Source organism: Arthrobacter sp. IK3 (assembly GCF_051337705.1).
GTDB classification, from domain to species: domain Bacteria; phylum Actinomycetota; class Actinomycetes; order Actinomycetales; family Micrococcaceae; genus Arthrobacter_B; species Arthrobacter_B koreensis.
This window is the reverse complement of sequence record NZ_JBPPSW010000001.1, coordinates 489,681-508,477: the sequence shown is the minus strand read 5'-3', so window position 1 is coordinate 508,477 and position 18,797 is coordinate 489,681. Positions and strand designations below refer to the sequence as shown.

At 64.3% G+C, this 18,797-nt stretch carries 16 protein-coding genes; 6 read left to right on the top strand and 10 right to left on the bottom strand.

Features of this window, described 5'->3' with window-relative positions; genetic code table 11:
• Positions 1-4: 4 nt before the first annotated feature.
• From guaB to groES, 4 genes are all read right to left on the bottom strand, one after another.
• Positions 5-1,522, bottom strand: coding sequence for an IMP dehydrogenase (gene guaB, locus ACSLGO_RS02455; RefSeq protein WP_091602817.1), 1,518 nt, complete (start codon positions 1,520-1,522; stop codon positions 5-7).
• A 114-nt stretch (positions 1,523-1,636) separates the two neighbouring features.
• The gene (locus tag ACSLGO_RS02450) at positions 1,637-3,727 is read right to left on the bottom strand and encodes an acyltransferase family protein (protein ID WP_436399803.1); all 2,091 of its coding nucleotides are present in this window, start codon (positions 3,725-3,727) and stop codon (positions 1,637-1,639) included.
• A gap of 160 nt (positions 3,728-3,887) precedes the next feature.
• On the bottom strand, positions 3,888-5,498 hold the full coding sequence (gene groL / locus ACSLGO_RS02445; protein WP_091602814.1) for a chaperonin GroEL: 1,611 nt from the start codon (positions 5,496-5,498) through the stop codon (positions 3,888-3,890).
• Between the two features lie 71 nt (positions 5,499-5,569).
• The gene (gene groES, locus ACSLGO_RS02440; RefSeq protein WP_055239413.1) at positions 5,570-5,866 is read right to left on the bottom strand and encodes a co-chaperone GroES; all 297 of its coding nucleotides are present in this window, start codon (positions 5,864-5,866) and stop codon (positions 5,570-5,572) included.
• A 376-nt stretch (positions 5,867-6,242) separates the two neighbouring features.
• Between groES and ACSLGO_RS02435 the strand changes: the two genes are divergently transcribed.
• The 4 genes from ACSLGO_RS02435 to ACSLGO_RS02420 all read left to right on the top strand — a co-directional run bounded on the left by ACSLGO_RS02435 (position 6,243) and on the right by ACSLGO_RS02420 (position 10,081).
• Positions 6,243-7,196 carry a siderophore ABC transporter substrate-binding protein gene (locus tag ACSLGO_RS02435; RefSeq protein ID WP_436399802.1) on the top strand — a complete coding sequence of 318 codons (954 nt, stop codon included), beginning with the start codon at positions 6,243-6,245 and terminating at the stop codon, positions 7,194-7,196.
• A gap of 80 nt (positions 7,197-7,276) precedes the next feature.
• Positions 7,277-8,317 carry an ABC transporter permease gene (locus ACSLGO_RS02430; RefSeq protein ID WP_386885129.1) on the top strand — a complete coding sequence of 347 codons (1,041 nt, stop codon included), beginning with the start codon at positions 7,277-7,279 and terminating at the stop codon, positions 8,315-8,317.
• A gap of 28 nt (positions 8,318-8,345) precedes the next feature.
• On the top strand, positions 8,346-9,326 hold the full coding sequence (locus tag ACSLGO_RS02425) for an iron chelate uptake ABC transporter family permease subunit (RefSeq protein ID WP_436399823.1): 981 nt from the start codon (positions 8,346-8,348) through the stop codon (positions 9,324-9,326).
• Complete coding sequence (locus ACSLGO_RS02420) at positions 9,323-10,081, top strand: iron ABC transporter ATP-binding protein (RefSeq protein ID WP_436399801.1); 759 nt, start codon at positions 9,323-9,325, stop codon at positions 10,079-10,081. Before ACSLGO_RS02425 ends, ACSLGO_RS02420 begins: the two co-directional genes overlap by 4 nt.
• A gap of 6 nt (positions 10,082-10,087) precedes the next feature.
• On the opposite strand, the gene ACSLGO_RS02415 is transcribed toward ACSLGO_RS02420, so the two are convergent.
• From ACSLGO_RS02415 to ACSLGO_RS02395, 5 genes are all read right to left on the bottom strand, one after another.
• Positions 10,088-11,506, bottom strand: a complete 1,419-nt coding sequence (locus tag ACSLGO_RS02415; protein WP_436399800.1) for a hypothetical protein — start codon at positions 11,504-11,506, stop codon at positions 10,088-10,090.
• Complete coding sequence (locus tag ACSLGO_RS02410; protein ID WP_263127372.1) at positions 11,503-11,898, bottom strand: hypothetical protein; 396 nt, start codon at positions 11,896-11,898, stop codon at positions 11,503-11,505. Before ACSLGO_RS02410 ends, ACSLGO_RS02415 begins: the two co-directional genes overlap by 4 nt.
• A gap of 94 nt (positions 11,899-11,992) precedes the next feature.
• Positions 11,993-13,225, bottom strand: a complete 1,233-nt coding sequence (locus tag ACSLGO_RS02405; RefSeq protein ID WP_436399799.1) for a hypothetical protein — start codon at positions 13,223-13,225, stop codon at positions 11,993-11,995.
• A complete protein-coding gene (locus ACSLGO_RS02400; RefSeq protein ID WP_091602790.1) occupies positions 13,225-13,587 on the bottom strand; it encodes a DUF6507 family protein in 363 nt (120 codons plus the stop codon). Before ACSLGO_RS02400 ends, ACSLGO_RS02405 begins: the two co-directional genes overlap by 1 nt.
• Positions 13,588-13,703: 116 nt before the next feature.
• The gene (locus ACSLGO_RS02395) at positions 13,704-14,852 is read right to left on the bottom strand and encodes a MalY/PatB family protein (RefSeq protein ID WP_436399798.1); all 1,149 of its coding nucleotides are present in this window, start codon (positions 14,850-14,852) and stop codon (positions 13,704-13,706) included.
• A 111-nt stretch (positions 14,853-14,963) separates the two neighbouring features.
• Here ACSLGO_RS02395 and ACSLGO_RS02390 point away from each other — a divergent pair, with 111 nt between their 5' ends.
• Entirely contained in the window at positions 14,964-16,190 is a 1,227-nt protein-coding gene (locus ACSLGO_RS02390) for a THUMP-like domain-containing protein (protein ID WP_436399797.1), read from the top strand.
• On the opposite strand, the gene ACSLGO_RS02385 is transcribed toward ACSLGO_RS02390, so the two are convergent.
• Positions 16,187-16,999, bottom strand: a complete 813-nt coding sequence (locus ACSLGO_RS02385; RefSeq protein ID WP_436399796.1) for a shikimate 5-dehydrogenase — start codon at positions 16,997-16,999, stop codon at positions 16,187-16,189. The genes ACSLGO_RS02390 and ACSLGO_RS02385 overlap by 4 nt on opposite strands.
• Before the next feature lie 151 nt (positions 17,000-17,150).
• Between ACSLGO_RS02385 and ACSLGO_RS02380 the strand changes: the two genes are divergently transcribed.
• Entirely contained in the window at positions 17,151-18,299 is a 1,149-nt protein-coding gene (locus tag ACSLGO_RS02380; RefSeq protein ID WP_091602779.1) for a glutamate--cysteine ligase, read from the top strand.
• Positions 18,300-18,797 lie beyond the last annotated feature (498 nt).

Genomic DNA, 18,797 nt, shown 5'->3' with positions numbered 1-18,797 from the left:
ATGCTTAGCGGCGACCGTAGTTCGGCGCTTCGGCGGTCATCATGATGTCGTGCGGGTGGGATTCCTTCAGACCGGCCGGGGTGATCCGGACGAAGCGGCCCTTGGCCTTGAGCTCGGCGATGGTGTGCGCGCCCGTGTAGAACATGGTCTGGCGCAGGCCGCCTACGAGCTGGTGCGCGACGGCGGACAGCGGGCCACGGTACGGCACCTGGCCTTCGATGCCTTCGGGGATCAGCTTCTCGTCGCTGGGCACATCGGCCTGGAAGTAACGGTCCTTGGAGTAGGAGGTGTTCTTGCCGCGCGTCTGCATGGCGCCCAGCGAGCCCATGCCCCGGTAGGTCTTGAACTGCTTGCCGTTCACGAAGACCAGGTCTCCGGGGCTTTCGGCAGAACCTGCCAGCAGCCCGCCGAGCATCACGGTGTCCGCGCCGGCAACGATTGCCTTGCCGATGTCGCCGGAGTACTGCAGCCCGCCGTCGGCAATGACCGGAACACCGGCGGGAATCGCAGCCTTGGCGGCTTCGTAGATCGCGGTGACCTGCGGTACGCCGACGCCGGCAACCACGCGGGTGGTGCAGATGGAGCCCGGGCCAACGCCAACCTTGATGGCGTCAGCACCGGCGTCGATCAGCGCCTGGGCGCCTTCACGGGTAGCTGCCTGCCCGCCGATGATGTCCACGTGGGCAGCAGCGGGGTCCTTCTTGAGGCGGGTGATCATTTCCAGCACACCGGCGCTGTGGCCGTTGGCGGTGTCCACCACCAGGACGTCCACGCCGGCGTCAACGAGGGCCATGGCGCGCTCGTAGCCGTCGCCGAAGAAGCCGACGGCGGCACCGACGCGCAGCCGGCCTTCGTCATCCTTGGTGGCGAACGGGTACTGCTCGGCCTTATCGAAGTCCTTGACGGTGATCAGGCCCTGAAGGTGGCCCTCGTCGTCGACCAGCGGCAGCTTCTCGATCCGGTTCTTGCCCAGGAGCTCAACGGTCTCCTCCGGGGAGATGCCCACCCGGCCGGTGATGAGCGGCATCCGGGTCATAACTTCCCCCACCTTGCGGGTGGCGTACTCGGAGCGCGGAATGAAACGGGTGTCGCGGTTGGTCACGATTCCCAGCAGCTTGTTCTGCGGGTCCACGACCGGCAGGCCGGAGACGCGGAAGTGCGCGCAGAGGTCATCGAGTTCCTGGAGCGTGGCGTCCGGGTCGATGGTCACCGGGTTGGTGATCATGCCGGATTCGCTGCGCTTGACCCGGTCCACGTGCTCGGCCTGGTCCGCAATGGAAAGGTTGCGGTGGATCACGCCGAGGCCGCCGTGGCGGGCCATGGCGATGGCCATGCGGGACTCGGTGACGGTGTCCATTGCAGCGGAGAGCAGGGGTGTCTGTACGGTGATGCGCTTGGTCAGGCGGGAGCTGGTGTCTGCCTCTGAAGGGATGACATCCGTGGGGCCGGGCAGCAGAAGGACGTCGTCATAGGTAAGTCCGACGAAGCCGAACGGATCGTGTTCTGGGGACTGCTGGCTCAAGTGCGCGCCTCTTTCGGGACCGGAGATTTGTGGGGTGGCTGGGACAACACGCCCGCGTTTATCTAATCGTAGAACGAAACCGGTACCCCTCCCTATTCCTTGGGGCCCTTTGAGCTATGTGGTTCCGGGCACTGTGACGCCTTCCCAGCCGGTGGCGGCCAGGATGCGTTCCGCGAGGACATGGGACGTGGTCTCCATGTAGGTCCGGTTCAGGTGGTCATGGTCCTTGTAGACAATCACGTTGCCGATGATCCCCGGGCAGGCGTCATCGAAACAGAACTGGTCGCTCAAATCCAGCACGCGCACGCCGGGTATCCGGGCCTCTAGTCCTTCCAGCGGCGAAACTTCCGCGAGCAGCTGGCTGCGGGGCACGTGGCAGGCCCGCACGTCGAAGCCGTTGGATTCAAGGCACTTGAACATGTCGAACTCGAACCGCGGGTTGTCCCGCATGGCCAGGACCTGGATGCCAGCCTCGGTGAAGGGGCGGACGCCGTCGTCGTAGCCGCCGCCCAGGGTTTCATCCGGACTCGATTCCTGCGTGAGGGACGCGACGGTGAACACCGCGTCCGGCATGAGGTCCAGGACGTACTCCCCCGCGGCCTGGTTGAAGGCATTGCACTCTTCGGACCGTTCAGGGTCTTCGGCTCCGTACCGGCAACCCATCTTTAGGACAGTGACCACGTGCCAGTCGTTGGCGCGCGCCACCGGGCCGAGGGCCGCGGTCCACTGCATGGCATGGGAATCTCCCAGCACCACGATGGTCTTCTGCGATCCTTCGGCAGTACCGATCTGCTTGCAGTGCCCTTCCAGGACACTGCCGGCCTCCGGCGCCGCGGCCTCCCCGCACGCCTCGTCCAGCTGTGCCCATTCCTGGTCCATCTCTGACGGCGCCGGCTTGACGAGGGCCTGGGTGGAGGAGACGGTTTCATAATCAGGATCCAGGGACAGCGCGCCCGGATTGTCCGCAATGGACTGCAGCCGCACGGCTTCTGCCTGCGCATCCACGCGTTCCTGCCAGCCGGCCAGCGGCGCGGCAACGAGGGCGAAGGAAGCTGCCAGCACCACTGCCGAGCGCCATGCGGAGACCTGCGGCCAGGACCAGCCGCGCAGCGGCCCTTCCACCAGTTTGGTGGTCAGTACAGCCAACAGCAGCGAAACCGCAATGACGACGGCGCCGTCCACCAGCCCGGCGTTCTGCTGTTTGGAGGCAATCAGCCAGAAAACCAGCACCGGCCAGTGCCACAGGTACAGGGCGTAGGAATTGTCCCCCAGCCTCACCAGCGGCCCGGCCTTCAGCAGCCGGTCCGCTCCGATCCGGCTGCCCGTGTCTCCGGCAGCGATCACCATGGCCGCAGCCAGCGTGGGCCAGAGTGCGAGGTACCCGGGGAACTGCTGCTGGACCTGAAGGATGATGCCGCAGCTGAGCATGGCGATCACGCCGGTCCACCCGATCAGGATGCGGGCCCGGTGGCCCAGGCGGAGGTACGGCAGGGCCAGCGCCAGCAGGGAACCCAGGGCGAACTCCCAGAGCCTGGTCCGGGTGTCGAAGTAGGCATAGGCCTGGTTGGTTCCGGTCTGCCAGACGGAGTACGCCAGGGACACCGCGAACACGGCGGTGAAGACTACCGCCAGCACGGACCGGTAGCTCCTGCCCGCCAGCCTGGAGACCGGGAGGGCTGCCGCGAAGATCAGCGGCCAGAGGACAAAGACCTGGCCCTGGATGGACAGGGACCAGAAGTGCTGCAGCGGGCTGGCCGCACTGTGGTCTGCTGCCAGGTAGTCCACCGCATTATTGGCCAGAGTCCAGTTCTGGAAATAGAACAGCGAGGACCAGGTCTGTCCAATCAGGTCCTGGCGGGCACTGGCCGGCAGGAGCGCCGCGGCAGCGGCGAGCACTGCCAGCAGGACGACGGCGACGGCGGGCAGCAGCCGCTTGAACAGGTGCAGCCAGTACCGGCCCAGGGCCAGTGTCTTTCCGCTTTCGGCCTTCCGGACGAAGGAGCCGGTCAGCAGGAACGCGGAGATCAGCAGGAACACGTCCACTCCCCCGGAAACCCTGCCGAGCCAGACGTGATAGATAACCACCAGCACCACGGCGAGAGCGCGCAGCCCCTGGACTTCGGGGCGGTAGCGCCGTTCCGCGGCGCGCGGGGCAGGGGCCTGCGGGAAGTCCGAAGCGGCAGCGTGCTGCACGGATGCTGACACTTGCTGGTGTCCTTTCAAAGCGGCAAATACCGCACGAGTTTACCGGCCGAACCCCGCGAAGCCTGAATCCGGCGGCCCTGCAGCAGCTCCAGGAAAGGGCAAAGGCCCCGCCAGCCGCGGAGAAAATCCGCGTCTGACGGGGCCCTGGGCCAGCCGAAAGTTAGTGGCTGTGGCCGTGCTCATCTTCCTCGTCAGTCGGCTTTTCGACGACGAGTGCCTCGGTGGTCAGGACCAGCGCGGCAATGGACGCGGCGTTCCGCAGTGCGGAGCGGGTGACCTTGACCGGGTCAATGACGCCGGCCTCGATCAGGTTGACGTATTCGCCCGTGGCGGCGTTGAAGCCGTTGTTGACTTCCAGCTCGCCCACCTTGGACACGACGACCATGCCCTCGGCACCTGCGTTCTCGGCGATCCAGCGCAGCGGCTGGGCCAGCGCACGGCGGACCAGGCCTACGGCAGTGGCGGCGTCGCCGTCGAGCTTTGCCACCTCGGAATCGGTATCCAGGGCGTGGGAAGCGTGCACCAGCGCGGAACCGCCGCCGGCGACAATTCCCTCTTCCAGGGCAGCACGCGTGGAGGACACGGCGTCCTCGATACGGTGCTTCTTCTCCTTCAGCTCAACCTCGGTTGCAGCACCAACCTTGATCACGCCGATGCCGCCGGAGAGCTTCGCGAGGCGCTCCTGGAGCTTCTCGCGGTCCCAGTCGGAATCGGTGCGCTCAACTTCGGCACGGATCTGCGCTACGCGGTCCGCAACGTCGGCTTCGGAGCCGGCGCCGTCCACAATCGTGGTGTTGTCCTTGGTGACGGTGATCCGGCGGGCGGAGCCCAGCACCTCCAGGCCAACCTGGTCCAGCTTCAGGCCGAGGTCCGGGGATACAACCTGGGCGCCGGTGAGGGTGGCGATGTCCTGCATCATGGCCTTGCGGCGGTCGCCGAAGCCCGGCGCCTTGACCGCAACAACGTTCAGGGTGCCGCGGATCTTGTTGACCACCAGGGTGGAGAGGGCTTCGCCGTCCACGTCTTCGGCAATGATGAACAGCGGCTTGGAGGCCTGCAGTGCCTTTTCCAGCAGCGGCAGGAACTCGGCGACCGAGGAGATCTTGCCGGAGTTGATCAGGATGAGCGCATCTTCGAGAACGGCTTCCTGGCGCTCGGCGTCCGTGACGAAGTAGGGCGAGAGGTAGCCCTTGTCGAACTGCATGCCTTCGGTGATGACCAGTTCGGTGGACGTCGAGGAAGATTCCTCGATGGTGATGACGCCGTCCTTGCCGACCTTGTCGAAAGCTTCGGCCAGCAGCTGGCCAACTTCCTCGCTCTGGGCGGAGATGGCTGCCACGTGCGCAACCTGGTTGCCTTCAACTTCCTTGGCGTTCTCCAGCAGGCGTGCGGCAACTGCTTCAACAGCGGTTTCGATGCCGTGCTTCAGTGCGCCGGGAGCGGCGCCTGCGGCTACGTTGCGCAGGCCTTCCTTGACCAGTGCCTGGGCCAGGACCGTTGCGGTGGTGGTGCCGTCGCCGGCAACATCGTTGGTCTTGGTGGCAACTTCCTTGGCCAGCTGGGCGCCAAGGTTCTCATACGGATCGTCGAGTTCGACCTCGCGGGCGATCGTGACGCCGTCGTTGGTGATGGTGGGTGCGCCCCAGGTCTTGGCGAGCACCACATTGCGGCCGCGCGGGCCGAGGGTGACTTTGACGGTGTTGGCGAGCTTGTCGACACCGGCTTCCAGTGAACGACGGGCGGAGTCGTTGAACTCCAACTGCTTTGCCATGTGCGTGTCCTTTCGAGAACTACATCTACAAAAGAAGACCCCGGCCGAATCTGGCCGGGGTCTTCAAAGACTTACTTGACGACGATGGCCAGCACGTCGCGTGCGGAGAGCACCAGGTATTCCTGGCCGCCCTGCTTGACCTCGGTTCCGCCGTACTTCGAGTAGATGACGACGTCGCCCTCAGCAACATCGATCGGCACACGGTTGCCGTTGTCGTCAACGCGGCCGGGGCCGACTGCTACGACTTCACCTTCCTGGGGCTTTTCCTTGGCGGTGTCCGGGATAACCAGGCCGGAAGCCGTGGTCTGCTCAGCTTCGAGCGGGCGAACAACGATGCGATCCTCAAGGGGCTTAATAGAGACCGACACTCGGGCTCTCCTTTGCTTAGTTACTAACGGGTTTGTGGACCGTCGGTAGGCGCTTGCCGTCGTCGCGGGTGCCGGTGGGCGCTTCCCTCAGGAATTAGCACCCTCACAAGGGGAGTGCTAGCTCCGACTTTATGCAACGGTTAGCACTCGGTCAAGGCGAGTGCCAACAAAGGCCGCAAGATAATTCTCTGCCGTCCGGGACCGGCTCCCGAGCGGGCGTTCGCACGTTACTGCCCGGGCGACATCTAAGTTGCTTAGCCTTGCCTAACAAGATAGTTTTCAGAGGCGCGCAAAATTAGCAAACGATTTTGTGACCTAATGGTGGAGGCATCCCCCGGCAGGCCAAACCGAAGAGATCATCTGGAGCACCCCCAAAGTGAAGACCACCCTTAAGTCCCGGCTGCTTGCCGGAACCGCCCTGGTTTCCCTGCTCGCCGTCAGCGCCTGCGGCTCGGAGACCGACGCCGCCGCCGAACCTGCATCGGCAGAGCCGACCACCGTTACCGTGGAGCACACCCAGGGCACCACTGAGGTTCCCGTGAACCCGGAGGTCGTCTACACCTTCGACCTCGGCGCCCTGGACACACTCGACGCCCTGGGCATCGAGGTGGACGGCGTTCCGGCCGCGAACTACCCCGAAAGCCTTTCCAAGTACGGCTCGGATGACTACGCCAAGATCGGCAGCATGAAGGAACCGGACTTCGAGGCCATCAGTGCCGGCGCTCCGGACCTGATCATCATGTCCGGCCGCACCGCAGACTCCTACGAAGAGTTCTCCAAGATTGCCCCCACGATCAACCTCAGCACCGACGCTGCGGATCCGTGGAATTCCTTCATCTCCAACACCGAAATCATCGGTGAGATCTTCGGCAAGGAAGCCGAAGTCGATGAGAAACTCGCCGCCCTTGACTCCAAGGTCGAAGAAACCAAGGCCACCGCGGCCGACGCCGGCAACGGCCTGATCATCATGACCAGCGGCGGCGAAATGACCGCCTACGGCGCAGGTTCGCGCTTCGGCCTGATCCACGACGTCCTGGGCATTGCCACCGCCGCTGACATCAAGTCCGAAGCACAGCACGGCGAATCCGTCTCCTTCGAGTACGTCGCGGAGATCAACCCGGACAACCTGTTCGTCATTGACCGCGACGTCGCAGTCGGAAACGCAGGCGAAGTTGCCTCCGCAGTCCTGGACAACGAACTCGTCATGGGCACCAAGGCCGCCAAGAATGACCGCATCACCATGCTCGATTCCTCCAGCTGGTACCTGGTGGGCTACGGCCTGAACAACGTTGACGCCATGGTCAGCGCTGTCCAGGACGGCATTTCCTAACCGTCCTTCGTACCTGCTAGATCCTCGCCGGCCGGGACCGCCTTCGGGCGGCCCCGGCCGGCGGGGGAGACGGAACCCCCATGACAACACAGATCAGCCCCTCAGCTCCGGCTCCTGCCGGGACCGCTGCCGTACCCGGACCACGACGCCGGGTCCCCGGCCCGGCAGCCATGCTGGTCCTGGGCGGCACCGCCGTCCTGGTGCTCGCCGTCGTCAGCATGTTCGTGGGCGTCAGCGACGTTTCCCTCTCCTCGCTGCTGGCCGGCGACGAGCACGCCTGGACGATTTTCTGGGTCAGCCGGGTGCCGCGGACACTGAGCATCATCCTTGCCGGCATGGCACTGAGCGTGGCCGGGCTGATCATGCAGCTCATGGCGCGGAACAAATTCGTTGAACCCTCCACAGTGGGAACGATCGAGTCCGCGTCCCTTGGCATCCTCGTGGTGACGGTCCTGATTCCCGGAGCCTCGCTGTTCATGAAAATGTCCACGGCCACCCTTTTTGCCGTCGCCGGAACCGCACTCTTCCTGCTGATCCTGCGCCGCATCCCGCTGCGCAATACCTTGATCGTCCCCCTTGTGGGCATCATGCTCGGCGGCGTCATCGCTGCCGTCACCACCTTCTTCGCGTACCGGTTCGACCTGCTCCAGACGCTGAATTCCTGGATGACCGGGGACTTCTCCGGCGTCCTGCGCGGACGGTATGAGCTGCTCTGGATCGTCGGCGCGCTGACGCTGATCGGTTTCCTCGCCGCAGACAGGTTTACGGTCGCCGGCATGGGACAGGAGTTCACCACCAACCTCGGTCTGAACTACAACCGCGTGATGACCCTCGGCCTGATCATCGTGTCCCTGATCAGCGCCGTCGTCGTGGTCAGTGTGGGTTCGGTCCCGTTCCTGGGTCTCATCGTGCCCAACCTTGTCTCCCTCCTGGTAGGAGACAACGTCCGCCGGGCCATCCCCTGGGTCGCGATTTTCGGTGCGGGCTTTGTGCTTGTGTGCGACATCATCGGCCGGACCATCCGCTACCCCTACGAAATCCCCGTGGGCGTGATTGTTGCCGCCGTGGGCAGCGTCCTGTTCCTCTACCTGCTCCTGAGAAAGCGCTCCGCCCGTGCCTAGCTCACCCACCAGCGTCCTGCCTTCGGCAATGACGGTCCAGCGCCGCCGTCCCGTACGGAACCTCTCCCCCCGCTTCTGGATCATTGCCCTCTCCGTCATTGCCGCGGCGCTCGTCGCCGTCTTTATGACCATCGAGCTGCGCGGAAACCTCGGCTATGTCCTGCCGCGCCGCGCCATCAAGGTGGGGTCGATGATCCTGGTGGCCTACGCCGTCGGGGTTTCCACCGTCCTGTTCCAGACCGTGACCGCGAACCGGATCCTGACGCCGTCCATCATGGGTTTCGATGCCCTGTACGTGCTGATCCAGACCGTCCTGGTATTCACCTTCGGCGGCGGACTGGTTCTTTCCATGTCCGAGCCGCTGCGCTACGGGATGGAAGTCGCCCTGATGGTGGGCTTCTCCTTCCTGCTCTACCGGTGGCTGTTCACCGGCGGGGGCAAGTCCCTGCACCTGATGCTGCTGGTGGGAATTGTGCTGGGCACGATGTTCCGCGGCATGTCCTCCCTGCTGCAGCGCCTCATCGAGCCCAGCGAGTTCATCATCCTGCAGGACCTGTTCTTCGCGTCCTTTAATAATGTCGACGGCGCACTGCTGGGTTACTCGCTGATTGCCGTCGCAATCGTCAGCGTTCCGGCCTGGCGGATGCGGCACTCCCTCGATGTGATGTCCCTGGGACGGGATACCTCCATCAACCTGGGCGTGAACCACAAGCGTTCCGTGACCGGTGTGCTGGTGATCTGCTCGGTCCTGGTTGCCGTCTCCACCGCACTGGTTGGCCCGGTGACCTTCTTCGGCCTGCTGGTGGCATCACTGGCCTACCAGCTGTGCTCCCACTTCTCCCACAAGGCCGTGGTTCCCATCGCCGTGCTGCTGGGCATCATTGCGCTGGTAGGCGGCCAGCTGGTCCTTGAACGCATCTTCGCTTTCGATACCGCGCTGAGCATTGTCATTGAATTCGTTGGCGGAATCGTGTTCCTGATTCTGCTCCTGAAAGGCTCCCTTAAATGATCCAGGTCAACGGCGTCACCAAGACCTACGGCTCCACCCCGGTAGTGGACGGGGTGAGCTGCCACATCAAGGGAGGCGGCGTCACCTCCATCATCGGTCCGAACGGAGCCGGCAAGTCCACGCTGCTTTCAATCATCAGCCGCCTGCTGAAGTCCGACGCCGGTTCGGTCACCGTGGACGGCCTGGACGTCTCTGCCGCACCGGGCAAGGACCTGGCCCGGAAGATGGCTATCCTCCGCCAGGACAACCACCTCACCGTCCGGCTGACGGTCCGCGACCTGGTCGGATTCGGCCGGTATCCGCACAACGGGGGGCGCCCGACGGCGGCGTGCCGGGAAAAGATCGAGCATGCCATGGCCTTCCTGGACCTCACTGAGCTGGCCGACCGCTTTGTCGACGAGCTTTCCGGCGGCCAGCGCCAGCGTGCGTTCATCGCCATGGTGCTGGCGCAGGACACGGATTACCTGCTGCTGGATGAGCCGCTGAACAACCTGGACATGAAGCACTCCGTGGAGATGATGCGGCTGCTGCGCCGGCTCACCGATGAGCTGGGCAAGACCGTTGTCCTGGTCATCCACGACATCAACTTCGCGTCCTGCTACTCGGACGACATCATTGCCATGGCAGACGGCAAGCTGCTCCATCAGGGACCGCCGTCGGCGATCATGCAGCCTGAGGTCCTGAAGGACATCTACGAGATCGATATCCGGATCGAGGAGATCGAGGGCAACCGGATCGGCGTGTACTTCGCCTAGGGCTGCCTAGCCGTACGCTTCCCAGACCTTGCCTTCCGGGGCTCTGCCGTCTGCCGGCCGGTCATCGAAGCCCGGCAGCTCCGGGATCCAGAGCGGGGTTCCTTCAACGGCAGCGTGGATGAACCGCACTAGAGTGTCCCAGACAGCGGCGGAAGACACCGGCTCCAGCATCAGCAAACCGGCCTCGCCCGGACGTTCGTCCACCGGACCCAGCCGGTAATGGCCGGCCCTTCCTGCGTTCACGAACGCGAACCAGCCGCCTGTCCACTCCTCAACGATTTCCCATTCGGTCCAGGGTTGTTCCCACATGCGCTTGGCCGCCTCTCCCAGGCTTTCCGGGGCTTCTGCCTCCTGGGACTTCATCCTCGCTTCGTACTGGTCCGTCGTCAGGACCACCGGTTCATGCGCAATGCTCCATGCCGGTGAGAAGCCCAGCCAGTCCGCTATCGCTTGAGGGACGGCGTTGGCCTGAAGCACCTGAACTGCCAGGTCATCAGGCCCCTGTACACGCCCGGACGACGCGGAGAAACGCGACGGTTCCGCCGTCACCCTGCCGAGGCCGCCGCCTATCCACGCCTGGAGAATGGCGCCCCCTTGTGCGTCGGCCGCTGTGACGCTGAATGCCGCGTCCGAGCTGCGTAACGGTGCCACGAAGCCGGTACCTGCCTGCGTCAGGCTGCTGTCTGCGTCAAGCAAACCTGCATTCTGCAGCACCGCGAGTTCCGGCCCCTTGCGCTGGAACCTTCCCAGGCGGTTCCGTTCCGCCAGGCTGTCCATGAGCTCCAGGGCGCGGATGGGCAGGAGAAGTGGCGGTTCCCGGTACGGCTGGGCCGCTGCAAGCACGGCAAGATCCTCGCGGTCCTCTCCGGCCAGCCGTGTGGCCTGTAGGTCCAGGCGCGGCTCTGTGGGCGCGATGGTGTCCATGAGACTGCGTTCCTGGCTCTCCCCGACATCACCTCCGGCTTCGATCTTCAAGTCCTTGATCATCTGTTCGAACAGCAGCTTCATTCCGACTAGCTGGTCAGCGGTGTAGCTTGCCGTCGCCTCGCATATCCGGTTGCCCGCGATCCAGAGCCAGCGGTCGACGCAGACCGGGTGCTGATCCATCTGGTGCACGAAGCGCTGTCGCCGGCCGCTGACGGGACCTTCGGGACCGTTCATCGGCCAGGCCTCGTGGGCGATGATGCGGACCTGCTGTGCTGTCTGCATGGTTGAGGCCAGCGCTGCGGTCGCATACCTGGTGAGGGAGATCCCGTTTGCGGGTGCCCATCGCAGGACCATATTGGGGCGGAAGATCCCCGAGGGTACAGGCGGATGTGCCACGGCAATCATGTTTCCGGGGCACTCAGCCAATTCCCAGTCACCCGGGCGGAGAATCCGGAAACCGCGCAGCCGTTCGTAGCTGATGCCGGCAGCATTCGTCACTCTTTCAGCCTCCCGTCCGAATCGTAAAAGTCCTTTACAAACCGGTCTTCCCCGCGGGCCTCGAGTTTGTCTCCTTCTTTCATCCACTTGGGTTGGAGGAACTTGGGCATCCAGTACCAGCCCATGAGACCGATGGCGAGACAGGCGAGAAGAAGCGCACTGTAGGGCATGATCAGCGCAACAATGCCGCTTTCATTCACGAAGTGTTGCGGGGCCATAAGAAGGAGCCACGCCCCTAAGAAGGTGGTGGCCAGTGAAGGTTTTCCCGGCATGAACCTATCCAGGATCAGCAGCCCAACAAACTTCCTTGTATAAACCAGGACACCACCGGTAAAGACGACCAGGCCAAAGGGCAGCATGAACGCGAAGAACGCCCAGTAGTTGGTTTCCATGTTGGACCTCCACGTTCGCTACGCCCGGTCATGCGGTGCCGTCATGCACTCAGGCTTTCTCATCCTGCGCATTCGTATTCCATTTCAGTAAGAGTCAACCGCCAAAGAGTTTGTTCCAACCCGTCGCCAAACTGTTTACGGCGTCCCAGACGCCGTCGGCTGCAACATCTTTCAGTGTGCGGCCGCCCAGGAAATCGAACTCGATAGACGTAACCACGGAGATTCCGATTCCGATTCCGGCGCCCACCAAGGTGCCTGCCGGGCCGCCGATTGCGGTACCGATGAGCGCACCGGCGCCAGCTGCTCCAAGGTCGATGCCCGCCTTGGTGCCGCCCTTGATCCCGCCCTCGATGTTTGCCCGCCGGTCGAGTTCCTCCTTGCTCCACCCCGGGTTCGCCTGCAGCAATTCGTTGTAGGCGTCCTTCCGCTCGTCGGCAACGGTGAATCCCGCTGTAACAGCGGTGAGTACACCGCTGCCACCGATCTTGAGCCCTTTCGCTGCCGAGCCAAGGTCTTTCAACCTGTCCGGCAACACCCAGTTCGATGGATTCGCCCTGACCCGGTTGCGGTACCAGCTCGAATGGTTGTAGAAATCCCTGGAGACTTTCGGGCGAAGGTCAAAACTAAAGACGGCTGTCGGTCTCAGTTCAGTTTTCCAGCGCCCCCTCGCCATGCGCATACGTTGCACTGCAGTTTGGTATGGGCGGAACAACAGCCCGGGCCGCGTATCCCTAAGATCTGCCTGCCGAACCTGAGTGGCGTTTATGCCTGTGCCTGCTGCCCCATAGAGAACCGTCGCGGGGATACTCGTGGCGGCGTCCAGGAACCAACCGTCACCTCGAAAAGCGGATCGAAGTTTTTCGCTAGTTTGCTCTTCCAGTGCCCGGTATTGGGCGGCCAGCCCCGCCACTTCGGCCGGCAGCAGCAGGTCCGCCGTGGCTGCCGGCCGCGGTGTGTATGCCGGCTCCGCACGGCAGACGGACTCTTGCTCTTGCGCAGCGCGCAGGTTTGCGGCTTCCACTCGTTCCAGGAGCGCCGTCCGCCGGATGTGAAGGAAACGAATTCCATCGGCGAATTCCGTCAGCGCCGTGCTGACAGCCTGGGCTGTGTCCGCGAGCATTCCGGCGTTAGGCAACACGTTCCGATACGAACTGATCATCTCGGCAGAGCCGTCCCCGGCGTAGTGCGATCCGAGCTGCTTCCAGGTGTCCCCGGCCCGTTCAACACTCTGGAGATACGCATCCCCGCCCCGTTTCACTGCTGGTGCCGCGCTCTCCACCGCGTCCGGCGAACACCAGCCACGGAGACTGGATGTCTCGATCGGCATCAGCTGGCCCTGTCCAGTTGAGGTTCCCAAAGGATTCCGGCCTGAAGCTCAGCGAGGCTGGACTTCGCTGTTTCGGCCATGTCCTGGTCCGCGCCCGCAAGAATGGACACGGCTTTCCGGACGCCTTCGGCCGCGTTGTGAATGCGTTCCTCCGCGGCCTCTATCTGCAGGCTCATAGTGTCCTGCCAGACCTCGGCGAGCGCCTGCGCCACGGTCCCGGAACCGTCCCCACAGGCGGACTGCGCTGAATCCATGCCTTCCCGCAGTGCGGACAGTGCTGCGTGCCTGGTCTCGTCTTCCTCCACCTGGATGAGGATGGCGGCGCAGCCCTCGGGATTGACGCTGTATCCGTTCAACGGCATGCCGCCTCCTAGTACCCCTCGTACGTCCGTGTGGGAGCCGGCTGCCGCCGATTCGGGAGTCCTCTCCCCGGCGGCTTCGTGCTCCTTTTCCGGAGAGCGTACGGGTTTCCAGGCAGTTAGGATCTGGCTGCGCTCAATCTGTGGATAGCTTCCTCAAGGACCTCCGGTGCGCAGCCAAAGTTCAACCGGACATGCCCTGCCCCGGCCGTCCCGAATTTCAGTCCGGGTTCCAGCGCTACCCGGGCCTTCTCCAGGGCGTACTCCCCCGGGTCCGTCCCCCAGCCCAGTGCACGCATATCCAGCCAAGCCAGATAGCTCGCGTCCGGCATCCGGTATCCCACTCCCGGCAGTTCTGCTGCCAGCAGCTCGCGGAGAAGTTCCCGGTTGGAGGCCAGGACTGCCAGCACGCCGTCGAGCCACTCCTCGCCGTCGGCATATGCGGCCGCTGTGCCGTGCAGGCCGAGGATCGAGGTGCGGAAACCTACTTCCTCCGGCATCTCATCCAGCAGCAGCCGGGTTTCAGGGGTTGAGGCGATCATCAGGGCACACTTCGAGCCGGCAATGTTCCACCCCTTGCTGGCCGCTGTCACGCAGACACCATGGGTCCGTGCTTCATCTGACACCGACAGGAAGGGAGTGAAGGTCTCCGGAGAATAGACCAGCGGGGCATGGATTTCGTCGCTGACCACCGTGGCGCCGTACTTCGCAGCGAGGCGGGCGACGGCGTCGAGCGTTTCCTTCGGGTGCACCAGGCCCAGCGGGTTGTGCGGATTGCACAGCAGCAGCGCGCGGGCACCCCCGGAGAAGGCAGTCTCGAGTCCGTCCAGGTCCAGGGACCACCCGGCATCGTCCTGCAGCAGCGGTACCTCACGGACCTTGCCGCCCGCCTCCAGCGGAAGATCGAAGAACGGCGGATACACCGGCGGGGTGATGATGACTTCGTCCCCCGGCTCAAGCACCTGCCGGAGAGTTTCCACGATGGCGACGCTCACGTCTGTGGTGGTCCGCACGTCCTCCGGGTCCACTTCCCAGTTCCAGCGCCGCTGCGCGAAGTCCGCGAACGCCGGGCCCACCGGACCGGGCCCGGAAACGTAGCCGACGTCGGACGCTTGGATCCGTTCGATCATCGCGCGGGCCACGGGCGGGGCCAGCGGGAAGTCCATTTCCGCTACGAACATCGGCAGCACGTCGCCGGGATAGGCGCGCCACTTGGCGCTGGTGCGGAGGCGGAGGACATCAAGGGGATCTACAGCCAGCTCAGTCATGGCCCCAAGATACCCGGTCGCGGCCGGACGGTCGCCCAGTGGCAGCGCGGGTGCCAAGCAGCGCCGTCGCCGCCTCACCCGCCCTGTGTCCGAAGAACTAGGCTTGTATCCATGCCCGACACTTCCCTTGCCCATGTCCTGACCCCCGAAGGCTGGGCCCTGCTCAATTCCCTTGGCCCGTATCTGGAGTCCGAGTCCCTGAAGCTCAACACCGACCTGCGCAAGGCCGGGCACTCCCCCGAGCTCGTCGCCGCCGTCCTCACCCAGGCGAAGCTGCGGATGAAAGCCCGCGCAAAGTTCGGGCCGTTCGCCGAACACATGCTCTTCACCCCGGCCGGTCTCGAGCAGGCCACCCGGCTGAATGTTGCGGCGCTGCATGCCCAGCGCTACCAGGAAGCGGGCTTGGAAAAGGTAGCCGACCTGGGCTGTGGCATCGGCGCCGACTCGCTGGCCCTGGCCACGCTGGACCGCCAGGTCACCGCCGTCGAGCTTGATGAAATCACTGCAGCCGTGGCAACCATCAACCTGATGCCGTGGCCGGAAGCGAAGGTAGTGCAGGGGGACGCTGAGTCCTTTGACCTGACCGGGATCGACGCCGTGTGGCTGGATCCCGCGCGGCGCACGACGTCGACGTCGGGAACCTCCCGCATCTTCGACCCGGAAGCCTTCTCACCTCCGCTGTCCTTCGTTGAATCCCTCGCCGAGCGCGGTATGCCGGTGGGCGTGAAGCTCGGGCCGGGCATCCCGCACGAGTCGATTCCGGCGAACTGCGAAGTCCAGTGGGTGTCTGTGGGCGGCGACGTTACCGAGGCCACGCTGTGGTTCAACGAGCTGCGCCGCCCCGGTATCCGCCGGGCAGCACTGGTCATTGGTGCCAACGGTGCCGCGGAGCTGACCTCGCACGAGGACTATGTCCCCGGTGCCCAGGACGTGCAGGTCGGTCCGGCGGAGGGCTATCTCTACGAGCCCGACGGCGCGGTCATCCGCGCGGGCCTGGTCGCCGACGTCGCGCGTTCCCTGGGCGGGCATCTGCTGGACCCGCAGATCGCCTACATAGCCGCTCCGCACCGAATGGAGACGCCGTTCGCACGGGCTTACCGGATCTTGGAGGTTCGGCCCTACAACGTCAAGGCCCTGAAAGCCTGGGTCCGTGCCCAAGGCATCGGGGTCTTGGACATCAAGAAGCGCGGTATGGCCGTGACGCCCGAGGAACTGCGCAAGCAGCTCCTCACCGGATCGGGCAAGGGCCCGAACAAGGCCACCCTGGTCCTCACCCGGATTGGTGAGGACCGCGTGGCAATCGTCGTCGAGCCGGTGCCATCTGCGGTGGACGGCTAGCTGCGCGAGAACTCGCTGGCTTCGCGCACCTGCTCCGGTGTGGGACGGACCCCGGTGTAGAGGACGAACTGTTCCTCTGCCTGGATCGCGATGACTTCGGCGCCGGTGATGACCTTTTTGCCCGCACCCCGGGCGGCACGGATCAGCGGGGTTTCAGACGGAAGGGCGACGACGTCGAACACCGTCTCTGCGGCCGCGATGGTTTCGTCGTCGAAGGACTGGGCGTCCTCGTCGGGCCCTGCCATGCCCAGCGGCGTCACGTTGATGAGCAGATCAGCGGTTGCCTCACCGGGTTCCGGAGCCCAGTGGAAGCCGTAGAGGTCAGCCAGCGACCGGCCGGTGGCTTCGTTGCGGGCCACGATGGTGACGTCTGCGAAGCCGGCATCACGCAGCGCCGCTGCGACGGCCTTGGCCATTCCGCCGGAGCCGCGCAGCAGCACCGAGCTGGACGCCGGGACCTCGTGGTCTGCCAGCAGCCGTGCGATCGCGAGGTAGTCAGTGTTGTAGGCGGTGAGCACGCCGTCGTCGTTCACGATGGTGTTCACTGAATCGATCGCCGCCGCGGAGGGATCCATACGGTCCACCAGCGCAATGACCTCCTCCTTGTAGGGCATGGAGACGGCGGCGCCGCGGATGGGCAGGCCACGGATCCCTGCTACCGCCTGGGCCAGGTCCGCCGGCGCGAATGCCTTATAGACGTAGTTCAGGCCCAGCTGCTCGTACAGGTAATTGTGGAACCGGGTGCCGATGTTGCTCGGGCGGGCGGCCAGGGAGATGCACAGGGTCATGTCTTTGTTCAGGATCGGCATTGGTCCATTATGGCGTGCGGAGGACGCCGGACGGAGCTTTGGCAGCGGAACTGAACAGGCCGGTGTCCGGGCTACGATTGAAGTCAGCTCTAAGAACGCAATGGTGCGGTACCGGAGAATCTGACTTTCGCAGCGCACAGCAGGAGACGTATTGGATATTGAGTTCGCAGCTTCACCGCAGTCGACCCTGGGGGTCGAGTGGGAACTGGCGCTGGTCGACCGGGAATCCGGTGAGCTGCTCTCAGTAGCCGACGAAGTCCTGCGGGCGGTGAACGCCAACGATCCCAGCCTCAGCCCGGATGACGAGCACCCGCACATCAAGCAGGAACTGCTGGAGAACACGGTTGAGCTGGTGACCGGAATCTGCACTACCGTGGCCGAAGCCAAAGCTGACCTGGCGCGTTCAATGGCAGCCGTCCGCCGGGTCACGGATGACATGGGTGTGGAGCTGTTTTGCGCCGGGACCCACCCCTTTGCCGCGCCGCGTTCCCAGCCGGTGACGGACAAGGAACGTTATGCCAAGCTCATTGACCGCACCCAGTGGTGGGGCCAGCAGATGCTCATCTACGGTGTCCACGTCCACGTCGGCCTGGATTCACGGGACAAGGCGCTTCCGGTCCTCGACGGCCTGGTGAACTACTTCCCGCATTTCCAGGCGTTGTCAGCGTCATCTCCGTTCTGGTCCGGTGAGGACACGGGGTATGCCTCCCAGCGTGCCCTGATGTTCCAGCAGCTCCCTACGGCCGGGCTGCCGTTCCAGTTCCGTTCCTGGCACGAGTATGAGTCGTACGTGCAGGACATGTTCACCACGGGTGTCATCGATTCGATCAGTGAGATCCGCTGGGATATCCGTCCGGTTCCTGCGCTTGGAACCATCGAGCTGCGTGTCTGCGACGGGCTTTCCACGGCTACGGACATCGGGGCCATTGCTGCGCTGACCCAGTGCCTTGTCGACGAGTTCTCCACCATCCTGGACAATGGCGGAACGATTCCGACCATGCCTCCGTGGCATGTGCAGGAGAACAAATGGCGTGCTGCCCGCTACGGGCTCGATGCCATCATCATTCTCGATGCTGCCGGCAACGAAAAGCTCGTCACCGAACACCTCCTCGAGGACGTTCTTCCGCGTCTTGCTCCGGTTGCCGAGAAGCTTGGCTGCAGTGCCGAACTGGCCGATGTTGCGGGCATCATCGAGCGCGGTGCCGGCTACCAGCGGCAGCGCCGTGTTGCGGAGGCCAACGGCGGCGACCTGCGCGCAGTGGTGCACGACGGCGTCGCGCAGCTTCGCGGTGAGGCCTAGCTGTCATTCCGCTGGGCCTTTCACACCTCCGTGGGAGTTACGCCTGGGCTTCCGAGTGCGGCCCGGTGTTTCTTACGCGTTGCGGTCCGTGACCGATGGCGGGGCTGGGAGCCTGGCCGTTCTCATTCTTACGCCTTGCGGTCCATGACCGATGGCGGGGCTGGGAGCCTGGCCGTTCTCATTCTTACGCCTTGCGGTCCATGACCGATGGCGGGGCTGGGAGCCTGGCCGTTCTCATTCTTACGCGTTGCGGTCCATGACCGATGGCGGGGCTGGGGCAGGCTGGAGCTAAGCCGGAGCGGTGTCTGGAGTCTGGGGGCCTGAGCAAGGCGCGGGCTGGAGATAAGCCCCCCGGGGCTTGGCAGGTGCGGTCCTGCTCCCCCCCCCTTCTGCTTTGGCCCGTAAGTGCTGACGCCGGACGTTGCAAAAAGCAGGCAATTCACCGGTAATCCTGTGGTCTGAAAAGGGCCGATTTTGGCCTCGGAATGTCAGTGGCAG

Bases quoted from the DNA above. Each gene is read 5' to 3' on its own strand.
- ACSLGO_RS02425 (WP_436399823.1), top strand. From the start codon at position 8,346: ATGACGGTCCAGCGCCGCCGTCCCGTACGGAACCTCTCCCCCCGCTTC.
- ACSLGO_RS02410 (WP_263127372.1), bottom strand. From the start codon at position 11,898: ATGGAAACCAACTACTGGGCGTTCTTCGCGTTCATGCTGCCCTTTGGC.
- ACSLGO_RS02405 (WP_436399799.1), bottom strand. From the start codon at position 13,225: ATGCCGATCGAGACATCCAGTCTCCGTGGCTGGTGTTCGCCGGACGCG.
- ACSLGO_RS02385 (WP_436399796.1), bottom strand. From the start codon at position 16,999: ATGCCGATCCTGAACAAAGACATGACCCTGTGCATCTCCCTGGCCGCC.
- ACSLGO_RS02390 (WP_436399797.1), top strand. From the start codon at position 14,964: ATGCCCGACACTTCCCTTGCCCATGTCCTGACCCCCGAAGGCTGGGCC.
- ACSLGO_RS02400 (WP_091602790.1), bottom strand. From the start codon at position 13,587: ATGCCGTTGAACGGATACAGCGTCAATCCCGAGGGCTGCGCCGCCATC.
- groL (WP_091602814.1), bottom strand. From the start codon at position 5,498: ATGGCAAAGCAGTTGGAGTTCAACGACTCCGCCCGTCGTTCACTGGAA.
- ACSLGO_RS02430 (WP_386885129.1), top strand. From the start codon at position 7,277: ATGACAACACAGATCAGCCCCTCAGCTCCGGCTCCTGCCGGGACCGCT.
- ACSLGO_RS02420 (WP_436399801.1), top strand. From the start codon at position 9,323: ATGATCCAGGTCAACGGCGTCACCAAGACCTACGGCTCCACCCCGGTA.
- ACSLGO_RS02395 (WP_436399798.1), bottom strand. From the start codon at position 14,852: ATGACTGAGCTGGCTGTAGATCCCCTTGATGTCCTCCGCCTCCGCACC.